12 protein-coding genes are annotated in these 14895 nt (G+C 62.9%); 5 read left to right on the top strand and 7 right to left on the bottom strand.

Annotated features, from left to right (window positions below; translation table 11 throughout):
* Position 1: 1 nt before the first annotated feature.
* Entirely contained in the window at positions 2 to 1957 is a 1956-nt protein-coding gene (acs, locus tag NKH97_RS28695) for an acetate--CoA ligase (RefSeq protein ID WP_352773042.1), read from the bottom strand.
* A gap of 314 nt (positions 1958 to 2271) precedes the next feature.
* On the opposite strand from acs, the gene NKH97_RS28690 reads away from it, so the two are divergent.
* The gene (locus tag NKH97_RS28690; RefSeq protein WP_109664371.1) at positions 2272 to 2544 is read left to right on the top strand and encodes an usg protein; all 273 of its coding nucleotides are present in this window, start codon (positions 2272 to 2274) and stop codon (positions 2542 to 2544) included.
* Between the two features lie 58 nt (positions 2545 to 2602).
* On the opposite strand, the gene NKH97_RS28685 is transcribed toward NKH97_RS28690, so the two are convergent.
* Entirely contained in the window at positions 2603 to 3637 is a 1035-nt protein-coding gene (locus NKH97_RS28685) for an aldo/keto reductase (protein WP_128304069.1), read from the bottom strand.
* Positions 3638 to 3689: 52 nt separating this feature from the next.
* On the bottom strand, positions 3690 to 4871 hold the full coding sequence (locus NKH97_RS28680) for an MFS transporter (protein WP_128304068.1): 1182 nt from the start codon (positions 4869 to 4871) through the stop codon (positions 3690 to 3692).
* Positions 4872 to 4990: 119 nt separating this feature from the next.
* Here NKH97_RS28680 and NKH97_RS28675 point away from each other — a divergent pair, with 119 nt between their 5' ends.
* Positions 4991 to 5899 (top strand): LysR family transcriptional regulator, encoded by a 909-nt coding sequence (locus NKH97_RS28675; protein ID WP_023811745.1) that lies wholly within the window; start codon positions 4991 to 4993, stop codon positions 5897 to 5899.
* 44 nt (positions 5900 to 5943) lie between these two features.
* Here NKH97_RS28675 and NKH97_RS28670 read toward each other — a convergent pair whose 3' ends face one another.
* The 3 genes from NKH97_RS28670 to NKH97_RS28660 form a co-directional block, all read right to left on the bottom strand.
* Positions 5944 to 6993, bottom strand: coding sequence for an aldo/keto reductase (locus NKH97_RS28670; RefSeq protein ID WP_352554305.1), 1050 nt, complete (start codon positions 6991 to 6993; stop codon positions 5944 to 5946).
* 176 nt (positions 6994 to 7169) lie between these two features.
* The gene (locus NKH97_RS28665) at positions 7170 to 7424 is read right to left on the bottom strand and encodes a type II toxin-antitoxin system Phd/YefM family antitoxin (RefSeq protein ID WP_023811747.1); all 255 of its coding nucleotides are present in this window, start codon (positions 7422 to 7424) and stop codon (positions 7170 to 7172) included.
* Between the two features lie 432 nt (positions 7425 to 7856).
* Positions 7857 to 8519, bottom strand: a complete 663-nt coding sequence (locus NKH97_RS28660) for a YggS family pyridoxal phosphate-dependent enzyme (RefSeq protein ID WP_128304066.1) — start codon at positions 8517 to 8519, stop codon at positions 7857 to 7859.
* Positions 8520 to 8674: 155 nt separating this feature from the next.
* On the opposite strand from NKH97_RS28660, the gene leuS reads away from it, so the two are divergent.
* Together leuS and lptE are read left to right on the top strand one after the other, a co-directional pair.
* Positions 8675 to 11299, top strand: coding sequence for a leucine--tRNA ligase (leuS, locus tag NKH97_RS28655; protein ID WP_352799244.1), 2625 nt, complete (start codon positions 8675 to 8677; stop codon positions 11297 to 11299).
* Positions 11286 to 11864, top strand: a complete 579-nt coding sequence (gene lptE / locus NKH97_RS28650; RefSeq protein WP_023811749.1) for an LPS assembly lipoprotein LptE — start codon at positions 11286 to 11288, stop codon at positions 11862 to 11864. Before leuS ends, lptE begins: the two co-directional genes overlap by 14 nt.
* 59 nt (positions 11865 to 11923) lie before the next feature.
* Here the strand turns inward: lptE and NKH97_RS28645 are convergent, their stop codons facing one another.
* Positions 11924 to 12109, bottom strand: a complete 186-nt coding sequence (locus NKH97_RS28645; protein ID WP_352799242.1) for a hypothetical protein — start codon at positions 12107 to 12109, stop codon at positions 11924 to 11926.
* A gap of 44 nt (positions 12110 to 12153) precedes the next feature.
* Between NKH97_RS28645 and NKH97_RS28640 the strand changes: the two genes are divergently transcribed.
* Positions 12154 to 14838 carry a DNA translocase FtsK gene (locus tag NKH97_RS28640; protein WP_352799240.1) on the top strand — a complete coding sequence of 895 codons (2685 nt, stop codon included), beginning with the start codon at positions 12154 to 12156 and terminating at the stop codon, positions 14836 to 14838.
* Positions 14839 to 14895 lie beyond the last annotated feature (57 nt).

The following is a 14895-nucleotide window of genomic DNA, read 5'->3' as shown; positions in this document are numbered from 1 at the left end:
ATCAGCTCTTCTTGTTTTGCCGGTTGGCGACCAAATCATCGACGACGGCCGGATCCGCGAGCGTTGAGGTATCGCCGAGCGCTGAAAAATCGTCCTCGGCAATCTTGCGCAGGATGCGGCGCATGATCTTGCCGGAACGCGTCTTCGGCAGGCCGGGCGCGAACTGGAGCTTGTCGGGCGAAGCGATGGCGCCGATCTCCTTGCGGACATGGGCAACCAGCTCCTTGCGCAGTTCCTCGCTAGGCTGCTCGCCGGCCATCAGCGTGACGTAGCAGTAGATGCCCTGGCCCTTGATGTCGTGCGGATAGCCGACGACGGCGGCTTCCGAAACCTTGTCGTGGCTGACCAGTGCGGATTCGACCTCGGCCGTGCCCATGCGATGGCCGGAGACGTTGATGACGTCGTCGACGCGGCCGGTGATCCAGTAATAGCCGTCGGCGTCGCGGCGACAGCCGTCACCGGTGAAGTACTTGCCCTTGTAGGTCGAAAAATAGGTCTGCACGAAGCGGTCGTGGTCGCCATAGACGGTGCGCATCTGGCCGGGCCAAGAATCGGTGATGCACAGATTGCCGTCGGCCGCACCTTCCAGCACCTTGCCCTCGCTGTCGACCAGCTGCGGCTTGACGCCGAAGAAGGGCCGTGTCGCCGAACCCGCCTTGAGGTCGGTGGCGCCCGGCAGCGGCGTGATCAGGATGCCGCCGGTCTCGGTCTGCCACCATGTGTCGACGATCGGAACCTTGCCGTTGCCGACGATGTTGAAATACCACTCCCAGGCTTCCGGATTGATAGGCTCGCCGACCGAACCCAGCACGCGCAGCGACTTGCGCGACGTCTTCTTTACGTGCGCATCGCCGGCGCCCATCAGCGCGCGCAATGCCGTCGGCGCGGTGTAGAAGATATTGACCTTGTGCTTGTCGATGACTTCCCAGAAGCGCGACTGCGACGGATAGTTCGGCACGCCTTCGAACATCAGCGTGGTGGCGCCGTTGGCGAGCGGGCCATAGACGATGTAGCTGTGGCCGGTGACCCAGCCAACATCGGCGGTGCACCAGTAGATGTCGCCGTCATGGTAGTCGAAGACATATTGGTGCGTCATCGAGACGTAGACGAGATAGCCGGCGGTGGTGTGCAGCACGCCCTTCGGCTTGCCGGTCGAGCCCGATGTGTAAAGGATGAACAGCGGGTCCTCGGCCTTCATCTTCTCGGGCTTGCATTCGGCTTTCACCGTCGCGATCTCGTCGTGGTACCAGACGTCGCGGCCGGGAACCCAGCCGGTCTTGCCGCCGGTGCGGCGCACGACCACCACCTTTTCGACTTTCGTTCCGGCTTTCGCGGCGATCTCGATCGCCTTGTCGGTGTTTTCCTTCAAAGGGATCGGCTTGCCGCCGCGCAGGCCTTCATCTGATGTGATGACGAAGGTCGACTTGCAGTCGTCGATGCGGCCGGCCAGCGCATCCGGCGAGAAACCGCCGAAGACGATCGAATGGACGGCGCCGATGCGCGTGCAGGCCAGCATCGCATAGGCCGCTTCCGGAATCATCGGCATGTAGATGGTGACGCGGTCGCCTTTCTTGACGCCGTGCTTCTTCATCACATTGGCGAGCCGGCAGACATGCTCGTAGAGCTCGTTGTAGGTGACCTTCTTGTCGTCGTAGGGATTGTCGCCTTCCCAGATGATGGCGGTCTGGTCGCCGCGCTTCTTCAGGTGCCGGTCGATGCAGTTGTAGGAGACATTGGTCAGTCCGTCCTCGAACCATTTGATCGAGACCTTGCCGTCGAAGGAGGTGTTCTTGACCTTGCTGTAGGGCTTGAACCAGTCGATGCGCTTGCCGTGCTTGCCCCAGAATTTGTCCGGGTTCTTGACGCTGTCGGCATACCATTTCAGGTAGGTGTCATTGTCGATCAGCGCGTTTTTCTTCCACGCCGGCTGGACGCGATGGACATGAACCTCGGACATTCCTGACTTTCCTCCCGAACCAATCGCCGGCTTGAAATGTCGGCGGGATCGCAGCGGCACGGCCGCGAATTCGGCGGCATTATTACCAGTTCCGCCGTTACGGCAACATTAGACGTTGGATTCGCGCGGCGGGATGCCGCAGGTGTTTTTCCCGCCGCTGTCAGCACTCGATCAGCGTCGCTGCTAACTGCATGTTTTCGCGCGGAAAACCCGTTTTCGATCAGGAAAAATCAATAGACAGTTAAGCAACGGCGCGCACACTCTGACGTTGGGAGGAAAGGAGACTCAACCAGGACCGCCCAAGGGGGACTGCCATGCGCGACCATTCCGAAATGGACCTGATGCTCAAAGGCTATGGCCTGACCACGGCCAAGATTCTCTATCACTTTCCCGATCATCCGCATCTGTTGCAGAGCTTCATCTGGCAGGACTACGATCTGGCGCCACAATTTCCGGTACTGATCAAGTTCATCGAGTTCTGGAAGGCCAAGCTGGACGGGCCGCTGCATTCGATCAGCTACACCCACCAGAAGCTGATCGCGCCGAATGAATGGCGCAAGGTGGATGGTGAGTTCGTGCTGCACTGAACGCGGTACAACCGATCTCCCCCGCAAGGGGGGAGATTGGCAGCTTCAACGCCAGTGCTCACACCACCGGCGGATTGAGCCGGGCAAAGCCTTCCTGCCGCCGATACGGGAAGTACGGGTAGGGCGCGGTGACTTCGCTTGCCGCGTCGAGTTTCCTGATCTGCTCCGGCGTCAAATTCCAGCCGACGGCGCCGAGGTTCTGGCGCAGCTGTTCTTCGTTGCGGGCGCCGATGATGACGGAGGAAACAGTCGGACGCTGCAGCAGCCAGTTGATGGCGATCTGCGGCACGGTCTTGCCGGTTTCCAGCGCCACCGCATCGAGCGCATCCATCACCCGATAGAGATGCTCGTCCTCGACCGGCGGTCCGAAGCTTGCCGTGTCGTGCAGCCGGCTCTTTTCCGGCAAGGACTGGCCACGGCGGATCTTGCCGGTCAGGCGGCCCCAGCCAAGCGGGCTCCACACCAGCGCGCCGACGCCCTGGTCGAGGCCGAGCGGCATCAGCTCCCATTCATAGTCGCGCCCGACCAGCGAATAGTAGACCTGATGCGCGACATAGCGTGGATAGCCTTGGCTGTCGGCTTGCGCCAACGACTTCATCACCTGCCAGCCGGAGAAATTGGAGACGCCGACATAGCGCAGCTTGCCGGCGCGCACGAGTTCGTCCAGCGTCGACAAGACCTCCTCGATCGGCGTCCCGGCGTCGAAAGCGTGCAGTTGCAACAGGTCGATGTAATCGGTGCCGAGGCGCCTCAGCGCATCATCCACGGATCTGATCAGCCGCGACCGAGACGAGCCATAGTCGGCCGGCCCATCGCCCATCGGCAGCGCGGTCTTGGTCGAGATCAGCACGGCATCGCGGCGGCCTTTTATCGCTTCGCCAAGCACCTCTTCCGAGGCGCCGTTCGAATAGACGTCGGCAGTATCGAACAGATTGACGCCGGCCTCCAGGCAGATGTCGATCAGCCGCCGCGCTTCCCTGGCGTCGCTGTTGCCCCAGGCGCCGAACAGCGGGCCGGAACCGCCAAAGGTTCCCGCGCCAAATGAGAGTGCGGGCACTTTCAGGCCCGATGCACCGAGACGTCGGTAGTCCATCTTTTTGCTCCTGTGGAATGAAGGGTGTGGAAAGCGGGTTTGCAGAGGACGGTCACGACCGGATGGAGGCAGGCTCGCCGAGCGTGGCGGTGCGATCGAGACGCAGCGCCAGCCCCGCCACACCGAGTGCCGCGAGCGGCAGCAGGGCGGCGACCCAGGTGAGTGAGCCCAGGCCAAGGCCATGGGCAATCACCGCACCACCAAGCCAGGCACCTGCCGCATTGCCGAGATTGAAGGCGGCGATGTTGAAGGACGAGGCGAGGCTCTGGCCGGCACCTTGTGCCTTTTCCAGCACCCACATTTGCAGCGGCGCCACGGTGGCGAAGGCGGCGGCCCCGAGCAGACCGACATAGATGACGGCCATCACCTGGCTGTGGATGGCGAAGGTCATGGTGGCGAGCACCAGGGCCAGCACCACGAGACTGCCCAGCACGGCCGGCACCAGCCAGCGGTCGGCGACCTTGCCGCCAAGCAAGTTGCCGGCAATGAGGCCGCCACCGAAGACGAGCAGGATCGGCGACACGGCCGCTTCCTTGAAGCCGCTGATCTCGGTCAGCAGCGGCGCGATATAGGTGAAGACGGCGAAGACACCGGCATAGCCGAGCACGGTGGTGGCAAGACCGAGCAGGACAGGCGTGCGGCGCAAAACGGCGAGATCGGCGCGCAGATCGCTCTTTTCGGGCGCTGTTCGGCTGCGCGGCACCAGAGCCAGGATGACGGCGAAGGCCGCCAGACCGACCAGTGTCACCGCCCAGAAGGTCGCCCGCCAGCCGAAGGCCTGGCCGAGCCAGGTGCCGAAGGGTACGCCGAGGATGTTGGCGATGGTGAGCCCAGTGAACATCAGCGCGATCGCCGAGGCTTGTCTGTTGGGCGCGACCAGCCCGGTGGCGACGACAGAGCCGACGCCGAAGAAGGTGCCATGGGCGAAGGCGGTGATGATGCGGGCGCCCATCAGCGTCCAGTAGTCGGGCGCCAGTGCACAGGCGAGATTGCCAAGCGTGAAGATCGCCATCAGCGCCAGAAGCACGGTCTTGCGTGGCCAGTTGCCGGTGGCGATGGTCAGCAGGGGCGCGCCGATGACGACGCCGAGCGCATAGCCCGAAATGAGCTGGCCGGCGGCCGTGATCGAAACGCCGAGATCCTTGCTGACATCGAGCAGCAGACCCATGATGACAAATTCGGTGACGCCGATGCCGAAGGCACCGGCGGCAAGGGCGTAAAGAGCAAGAGGCATGGCGATTTCCACTTCGATGAGGAAGAGCGCCGTCCCGCGCCCCGACCCGTGAGATCGTGCTGCGACGCATTGTGAACCAGACTTGCCTTGGGCACATTTTCTGTGAAATAGATTCACAAATGGCCAGACCCGACATCAATCGCTCCGGTGAGATCGAAGTGTTCGTGCGCGTTGTCGAGGAAGGCAGTTTTTCCTCTGCCGCACGCGCCTTGCGCATGACGCCATCGGCGGTGAGCAAGCTGATCGCGCGGCTGGAGGCCCGGCTTGGCGCGCGGCTGGTCAGCCGTTCGACGCGAAAGCTGCAACTGACGCCGGAAGGCACAGCCTTCTACGACAGCGGCCTGCGCATCCTCGCCGACATGGCGGCGGCCGAGCAGGAGGCAGCGGCGGGTGCTTCACCGCGCGGACGTTTGCGCGTCAACAGCTACGTGCCCTTCGGAGTGCACCGGCTGATCCCGCTTCTGCCTCGGTTCCTCGAACGCTACCCCGAAATCTCAGTCGATCTGGTGCTGACCGACAGCGTCATCGACCTGATGGCGGAACGGGCCGATGTCGCCATCCGTGCCGGGCCGCTGAGTGAGTCACGGCTGGTGGCGCGCAAGCTCGGGCAAAGCCCGGTGGTCGTCGTTGCAGCACCTTCCTATCTGGAGGCGCACGGCACGCCGCTGACGCCAGCGGATCTCGACAGGCACAACCGCATGGGCTTCGGGTTCGTCAGGCATATCGATGGCTGGCCGTTCCTCGACGCGGACGGCCGCGCCATCATGGTTCCCATCACCGGCAACACGCTGGTCAGCGATGGCGAGGCGATGCGGCTGATGGCGCTGGCGGGCGCGGGCGTCGCCCGGCTGGCCCACTGGCATGTGGCGGCCGATATCGCCGCCGGTCGGCTGGTGTCGCTGCTGGAGGCATTCAATCCCGGTGACGAGGAGCCCACCCACGCCGTCTATGTCGGCCAGGGCCGGCATCTGCCGGCGCGGGTGCGTGCCTTTCTCGATTTTCTGGGTGAGAGCGTCCGGCTGACCTGACATCCCGGGAGCCACGGCTCCCGGGATGTCAGCGTGGGCTGTATTTATGCTTTCGGCGTGAACGGCGCCGGGCGGCGGCCCGCTGCCTGGCGCTCCAGCATCCAGCCGGGATATTCGGACGGCAGGGCGCTGACCTCGTCGAGACGAAACAGATCGTCGCTGTCGAGCTTCACTTCCGTCGCGGCAAGGTTCTGCTCCAGCTGCTCCATGCGGCTGGCGCCGATGATGACGCTCATCACGAAGGGCTTGGCCAGGACATAGCCGAGCGCCACCGTGGCGACGCTGACATCATGCTTTTTGGCGATTTCGCGCATGACGGTAACGGTCGCCCAGGCACGGTCCTCATTGACCGGCGGGAAGTTGAAGGACGCGCGGCGGCCTTCGCCATTGCCGGGCGCGCCGGGGCCGTACTTGCCGGAGAGCAGGCCACCGGCCATCGGCGACCACACCATCAGGCCGAGCTTCTCCTCGTTGAGCAGCGGCACGATCTCGCGCTCGAGGTCGCGGCCGGCGATCGAATAGTAGGACTGCACGGTCTCGAAACGGGCAAAGCCCTTGCGCTCGGCGATGCCGAGCGCCTTGGCGATGCGCCATGCCGCCCAGTTGGAGACGCCGACATAGCGAACCTTGCCGCTGGCAACGAGATCGTCGAGCGCCCGCAGCGTTTCGTCGATCGGCGTCACGGTGTCGGTGCCGTGCAGCTGGTAAAGATCGATATGGTCGAGTTGCAGCCGCTTCAGGCTGGCATCGACCGAATCCATGATGTGGCCGCGTGAAGAGCCGCGCTGGTTCGGACCGTCGCCCATGGCGCCGTGGGCTTTGGTGGCGATGACCACATTCTGCCTGTTCACGCCGAGATCCCTGAGCGACTGGCCGAGCAGCCGTTCGGATTCGCCAAAGGAGTAGACGTCGGCCGTATCGAAGAAATTGACGCCGGCGGCGAGCGAATGGGCAACGATCTCGTTGACGCCCCTCTGGTCGAGACTGGCGATCAGGCCCCATTGGGCATTTTCACCGGCAGCACCGAAGGTCATGGTGCCGAGGCAGATTTCGGAGACGAACATCCCCGTATTTCCAAGCTGATTGTAACGCATGGTGGCGGCTCCAGAGAGTTTGTGATGACGCAAAGCAAATAGGAACGGTACGTTTCGTTTCCAATTGCTGGCTCAACGAGCCCGCCGAGTTGGCCTATAACCCCTCACCGCATCTAATGCCGCCATCAGAAAGCGCCCGCTGCATTCACCGAACGAGGTTCGCATGAGTATGCGGATTATAAGTCTATAACTCGGATCTTCGTCTTCGGGCGGCGATTGACCTCCTCGACGAAGTCGTCATCCCACACGGGACCTGAGAGAAGATATTCCGCAAGCGAAGGTGTTGCGCCGACCAGTCGGTCGTAGTTCTCGGGGGAGAGTACGACAGCAGTTGGCTTTCCGCGCACCGTGATGGTTTGTGGCCCTTGTTCCCGCGCCTGCCGTACGAATTTCGACAGATTGTTCTTCGCGTCCTTAAGATGCCAGTTCAAGGGCACTACTCGCTAGATGGCTTCGCTAGTCATATACCAGATGCCGTTGAAGCATGGCAGGGTTTCCGCTCGAACAGATGTGTTGCTAGTCCCTCGACATGGGTTGGAAGCTATTGGCAGCGAGAATCTATAAGCCTCTTTCGGCGGCAGATCGCAAACCTCGGGATAAACATCTCTCTCGTCGTCATCCACGGGCGGAGCAAGGAGCGCAGCGACGCAGCGCAGACCCGAGGATCCATCCCGCGACATCTGCCGAAGAATGCAGCGGAACAGAATTCTGCACCGCTGCATTTTCCTTGTCGTCACGGCATGGATCCTAGGGTCTGCGCTCCGCTTCGCGTCGCTCCGCCCTAGGATGACGAAGGTGTGGTGGCCTGCAGCCAATCGAATATGTTGGAATTTAGCGACTAGAGACCGGTCTGTGCATCGGAACTATCGGCTGCCGAAGATCGCCGAACCGACGCGGACGCTGGTGGCGCCGAAGGCGATCGCCGTCTCGTAGTCGCCAGACATGCCCATCGAGAGTTTGGCGACGCCGGCTTCCTTGCCGAGCTTTTCCAACAGCGCGAAGTGCGGGCCGGGGTTCTCATCGGCCGGCGGGATGCACATCAGGCCCTCGATGGCGAGGCCATGCACGTCGCGGCAGCGGGCGACAAAGGCCACGGCGTCGCGGGGCTCGATGCCTGCCTTCTGCGGCTCGGAGCCGGTGTTGACCTGGACGTAGAGCTTCGGTGCGCGGCCCTGCCTGGCGATCTCCTTGGCCAGTTCGGCGGCGATCTTCTCGCGATCGATCGTCTCGATGACGTCGAACAGCGCCACAGCCTCCTTGGCCTTGTTGGATTGCAGCGGGCCGATCAGATGCAGTTCGATGTCGGGAAATGCGTCCTTCAGATCAGGCCATTTGCCTTGCGCCTCCTGCACGCGGTTCTCGCCGAAGACGCGCTGGCCGGCCTCGATGACCGGGCCGATGTCGGCAGCGTCGAAGGTCTTTGAGACCGCGACCAGCGTCACGACGCCGGCTTCGCGGCCGGCCTCGCGCTCGGCGGCGGCGATCTTCGCCTTGACCGCGAAAAATTGCTGAACGGCGTCACCCATATGCAAATCCTGCTGTTTTGACCGGCGTTTTTGTCAGACGCGATACCCATATGGTTGACGGGTTTGCCAAACCATGGTGAACACCCGGACCACATTCCCTGAACTGCCGAGCCATCGCCCGCAGTTCGCGCCTGCTTTTAAGTGAAAAACGTCCCATGGCAACCGAACGATACAATCCGCGCGCGTCAGAGCCCAAATGGCAGAAGGCCTGGGACGCCAAGAAGCTGTTCGAAGCGCACAATGACGATCCGCGCCCGAAATACTATGTGCTGGAGATGTTCCCCTATCCGTCGGGGCGCATCCATATCGGTCATACCCGCAATTACACGATGGGCGATGTGGTGGCGCGCTACAAACGGGCCAAGGGCTTCAACGTGCTGCATCCGATGGGCTGGGACGCCTTCGGCATGCCGGCCGAAAACGCGGCGATGCAGAACAAGGTCCATCCCAAGGAGTGGACCTACCAGAACATCGCCACCATGCGCGAGCAGCTCAAGGTCATGGGCCTATCGCTGGACTGGGCGCGCGAATTCGCCACCTGTGACGTCGACTATTACCACCGCCAGCAGATGCTGTTCCTCGATTTTGTCGAGAAGGGGCTGGTGACGCGCAAATCCTCCAAGGTCAACTGGGATCCGGAGGACATGACCGTGCTCGCCAACGAGCAGGTCATCGATGGACGCGGCTGGCGCTCGGGCGCGCTGGTCGAACAGCGCGAACTGACGCAGTGGTTCTTCAAGATCACCGACTTCGCCCAGGATCTGCTGGATTCGCTCGACGGCCTCGACGAATGGCCGGAAAAAGTGAAGCTGATGCAGCAGAACTGGATCGGCCGCTCGGAAGGCCTGCTGATCCGCTGGCCTCTGGCCGACGCCTCTGATGGCGAGCATGAGCTGGAAGTCTATACGACAAGGCCCGACACCATCTTCGGCGCTTCCTTCATGGCTGTCGCCGCCGATCATCCGTTGGCCAAGAAGGCCGCTGCGCACAATCCGGCGCTGGCGAAGTTCATCGAGGATATCGGCCATATGGGCACCTCGGTGGCGGCGCTGGAGACAGCTGAGAAGAAGGGTTTCGACACCGGCATCCGCGTCGTCCATCCGTTTGACGACAACTGGACGCTGCCTGTCTATGTCGCCAATTTCGTTTTGATGGAATACGGCACCGGCGCCATTTTCGGCTGTCCGTCCGGCGACCAGCGCGACCTCGACTTCGCCAACAAATACGGCCTGCCGGTGATTCCGGTGGTGATGCCGGAAGGCGAGAATCCGGCGACGTTCCAGATCATCGATGAAGCCTATGTCGATGACGGCGTGATGATCAATTCGCGCTTTCTCGACGGCATGAAGCCGGATCAGGCTTTCGACGAGGTCGCCAAACTGCTGGAGCAGAAGACGATCGGCAACCGGCCGATGGCCGAGCGCAAGGTGAATTTCCGCCTGCGCGACTGGGGCATTTCGCGCCAGCGCTACTGGGGCTGTCCGATCCCGATGATCCATTGCGAGGCTTGCGGCGTGGTGCCGGTGCCGAAGGCGGACCTGCCGGTGAAGCTGCCCGACGATGTCGATTTCGATCGCCCGGGCAATCCGCTCGACCGGCATCCGACATGGCGCCATGTGAAATGTCCGCAATGCGGCAGGGATGCGCGGCGCGAAACCGACACGATGGACACGTTCGTCGATTCGTCGTGGTACTTCGCCCGCTTCACCGCGCCGTGGGCGCATGAACCGACCGATCCCAAGGCGGCCAACGAATGGCTGCCGGTCGACCAGTATATTGGCGGGATCGAGCACGCGATCCTGCATCTGCTCTATTCGCGCTTCTTCACCCGCGCCATGCGCGAGGCCGGCCATGTCGATCTGGCCGAGCCGTTCAAGGGCCTGTTCACGCAAGGCATGGTGGTGCACGAAACCTATCGCGTCGGCTCGGCATCGAATGGCCGCTGGCTGGCGCCCACCGAAGTTCGGTTGGAGGATGTCGACGGCAAGCGCAGCGCCATCGACATCGCCACCGGCGAGGCCGTCACCATCGGTCCGCTGGAAAAGATGTCGAAATCGAAGAAGAACACGGTGAGCCCGGAAGACATCACCGATGGCTACGGCGCCGATACGGCGCGCTGGTTCATGCTGTCGGATTCTCCTCCCGAGCGCGATGTCGAGTGGACCGACGATGGCGCTGCCGGTGCGCATCGCTTCATCCAGCGCATCTGGCGACTGGTGTCGACGGCGGCCGAAACACTGGCCGGCATCAAGCCCGTGGCGGCCAGCAGCGGTGAGGCCGCGGTGGTTTCCAAGGCCGCGCACAAGATCCTGAAGGCGGTCGGAGAGGATATCGAGAAGCTCGCCTTCAACCGCGCCATCGCCCGCATCTACGAACTGGCCAACGCGCTGACCACGCCGCTCAACGAGGTGGCCGATGGCAAGGCCGATGCAGCGCTGAAAGGCGCCTGCCGGCAGGCGGTGGAGATTCTCGTGCATCTGATAGCGCCGGTCATGCCGCATCTGGCCGAGGAGTGCTGGGCAGCGCTTGGCGGCACCGATCTCGTTGCCGAACGGCCTTGGCCGGTCTTCGATCCGGCGCTGGTCGTCGACAACGAAGTCACCTATCCGGTACAGGTCAACGGCAAGAAGCGGGGGGATTTGACAATTGCCCGCGACGCGGACCAAGGTGCGGTCGAAAAAGCGGTATTGGCTCTCGACTTCGTGCAGAAAGCACTCGAAGGGAAGGCTCCGCGCAAGGTGATCATCGTGCCGCAGAGGATCGTCAATGTCGTTGCCTGATCGGGAAAAGACAGAGTTGAGCCATTTGCTGCGCCGCATAGCGCTTGCCGGCCTGATAGGTTCGCTCGCGCTTGTCTCGGCCTGCACGGTGCGGCCGCTCTATTCGAGCGCGCCACTGTCGGGTTCGCAGGCCAGTGCCAGTGCCGAACTGGCGTTGATCGGCATCAAGCCGGTCAATACGCGTTACGGCCAACAGGTGCGCAACAATCTGATTTTCGGGTTTGGACGAGGCGCCGGCGAGCCGGCCTCGCCGGCATATTCGCTCAATCTCGGCGTGACCGAAGCGGTCGAGTCCGCGGCACTCGTGCAGGTCGGAACGGATGAAGACGAACCGACCGCCGGTTCCGTGACGCTGACCGGCAGCTATACGCTGGCCGATGCGAAGACCGGCGTGGTGATCGCATCCGGCAAGCGTTCGATCACCTCGTCCTTCGACAGGCCGCGTCAGGAATTCGCCGCATACCGGGCGCAGATCGACGCCGAGAATCGCGCTGCGCGAGAGTTGGCGGAAGCGCTGCAGCTGTCCATTGCCCAGGACCTTGTCCGGCACGGCAAGACCGGCTAGCGCACCTCATCGCTCCACGGAAACGGTCTGGCTCCAGGCATGATGGGGTGATCGCGGGATCATGACCAGATTCTCGAACAGAGATTGTCCGAAGACCCATCGATCTGCTGCGGCACGGCGAGTAGATCGCGCCACCAGCGTGGATGCAGCGAGACGACGATCGTGCCGTGTCGGTCGCAGACCACCACGAAGATTTTGGTGCCCAGGATGGTCGGCGATCCATCCGGGAAGCAACTGTTAACCACTCGCTCCCTATTGCTCGGCAGACATTTCAAAGTGAGTCTTGAGAATGGAAGCCAAGCGTTTTTCCCGGGTCAATTTATCGACGGCTGCATTGCCTGATGGCCCCGAGGGGAAGCGCTTGGAGAGCATCGGCGACAGGGGTGGTCAGCGAAGTTCTTCCGCGGCAGGCGACCTTGATCGTCCGGCTCGCAAGGAGCCGGACGGCCGGCAGCCCACCACACGCCGGGCCGGCTATTCCGCACCGGTGGTCGATCTCGGCGGCAACAAGCGGCCCTATATGGAGCCGCGGGGTGGCTCGGACGATACGCCTTCGAAAATCGGCGATATCGAGAGCCCTGCCTGGCAGGAATATTTCTTCCTTGCACCCAACGTGCGTTTTACACGCACGCCGGACTATGAGGCCAGGAAGCATCGTCCGCCGCACGAGCGTGTTGTCGAACACGCCGCGACGCGCCCAGCAGAGCAAGCCGTTGCTCAATCCGTGGTCGGCGGGGCGTCCTCCGCGCCTTCGCTACTGGCATTGCCGGCTTCGGTGAAAAGCCCTGCTTCCCAGCCGCTGGCCGGCCACGCCTCGCAAGGGTCATCACCGCCGGCTGCTGCTTTTGTTGCCCCGGGGCGCGCCAGGGAGAAGGTGCCAGCCGTTGCGCCGGTGCTGCCGAGGTCGGTCGCTACGGCACGGGCATCCGCGCGTGCGTCCGTTGCTCCGGGCGCCAAAACGACCACTTCCGAAAGGCTGCGCTGGCCATATCTTTCGGATCATGCCTTCTTCGAGGCCATGGCACCCTATCTGGTCGACGTTTCGTCGCCGGCCCGGCAGACCGGTCCAGCGTCGCCTGCACCGGTCGCCGTGGCGCCAGTGACCACTATGCCGATCGACATTCGCCCGACGACAGGGACCGATGCCACCGCATTGTTTCGTGTCATCGACTGCCTTCCGGGCCAGGTCTTGAAGCCGTTGCCGGATGTTTGGCCGGCCAATTCGAACCGGACCGTCGCCCAACCTGGCGTGCCGGCGAGCAATGCGCCGTCGCCGGTCCAGGCTGTCGCAATCCCAGCCGCCAAAAGCGATGCCGTTTCCGTGTCGGCCGCGCCAAGTGTGAACGTCCCTGCCAGGGCCGTTGGCGCCCGCTCCGCGCGCTTGCCTGGGGCTGGAAAGGTCGTGCTGTCAACCGCAGGCGATCCCTATGAGCTTCCCTCGGAAGAGCTGTTGCAGCAGCCACCGGAGGGACAAGGCTTCTACATGTCGCAGGAGCGGCTCGAGCAGAACGCCGATCTGCTGGAAAGCGTGCTCGAGGACTTCGGCGTGCGTGGCGAGATCATTCATGTTCGCCCAGGCCCGGTCGTCACGCTCTATGAGTTCGAGCCGGCGCCGGGCGTCAAATCTTCTCGCGTCATCGGGCTTGCAGACGATATCGCCCGCTCCATGTCGGCGATTTCGGCGCGCGTCGCCGTCGTGCCTGGCCGCAACGTCATCGGCATCGAGCTCCCGAACGAGATGCGCGAAACCGTCTATTTCCGGGAGCTGATCGAATCGGAAGGCTTTCGCAAGACCAGCTGCAAGCTGGCGCTTTGTCTCGGCAAGACGATCGGCGGCGAGCCGGTCATCGCCGAGCTGGCGAAGATGCCGCATTTGCTGGTGGCCGGAACCACCGGCTCCGGCAAGTCGGTCGCCATCAACACCATGATCCTGTCGTTGCTCTATCGGTTGAAGCCGGAAGAATGCCGGCTGATCATGGTCGATCCCAAGATGCTCGAACTCTCTGTCTATGACGGCATCCCGCATCTTCTGACGCCCGTCGTCACGGACCCCAAGAAAGCCGTGACGGCGCTCAAATGGGCGGTGCGCGAAATGGAGGACCGGTATCGCAAGATGGCGCGGCTCGGTGTGCGCAACATCGACGGCTATAACGAGCGTGCCGCCGCTGCCCGCGACAAGGGCGAGACGGTTGTCATGACCGTGCAGACCGGCTTCGAAAAGGGCACCGGCGAACCGCTTTTCGAACAGCAGGAAATCGACCTTGCGCCGATGCCCTACATCGTCGTCATCGTCGACGAGATGGCCGACCTGATGATGGTCGCCGGCAAGGAGATCGAAGGCGCGATCCAGCGTCTGGCGCAGATGGCGCGCGCTGCCGGCATTCACCTGATCATGGCAACGCAGCGCCCCTCGGTCGATGTCATCACGGGCACGATCAAGGCCAACTTCCCGACCCGGATTTCCTTCCAGGTGACATCGAAGATCGACAGCCGCACAATCCTGGGCGAGCAAGGCGCCGAACAATTGCTTGGCCAGGGCGACATGCTGCACATGATGGGCGGCGGGCGCATTTCCCGCGTGCACGGGCCGTTTGTTTCCGACGCGGAGGTCGAGCATGTCGTCGCGCATCTCAAGGCGCAAGGGCGCCCCGAATATCTGGAAACCGTGACGGCCGATGAGGACGAGGAAGAAATCGAAGAAGACCAGGGCGCGGTCTTCGACAAGGGATCCATTGCAGCCGAAGACAGCGACGCGATCTACGACGAGGCGGTCAAGGTGGTGGTGCGCGACAAGAAGTGCTCGACGTCCTACATCCAGCGCCGCCTCGGCATCGGCTACAACCGCGCCGCGTCCCTGGTCGAGCGTATGGAAAAGGAAGGTTTGGTCGGCACACCCAACCATGTCGGCAAACGCGAAATCATCATGGGCCGGCGCCAGCCGGCAAGCGCACCCGAGGACGATGGCGCGGACTGATCGGCAGCCCGCTTGAAGCGCACATGAAAAAGGCCGGTTGCCCGGCCTTTTCATCAC

Source organism: Mesorhizobium sp. M0870 (genome assembly GCF_040319775.1).
In the GTDB taxonomy this organism is placed as follows: Bacteria; Pseudomonadota; Alphaproteobacteria; order Rhizobiales; family Rhizobiaceae; genus Mesorhizobium.
This window is presented reverse-complemented; position numbering and strand designations above follow the sequence as displayed.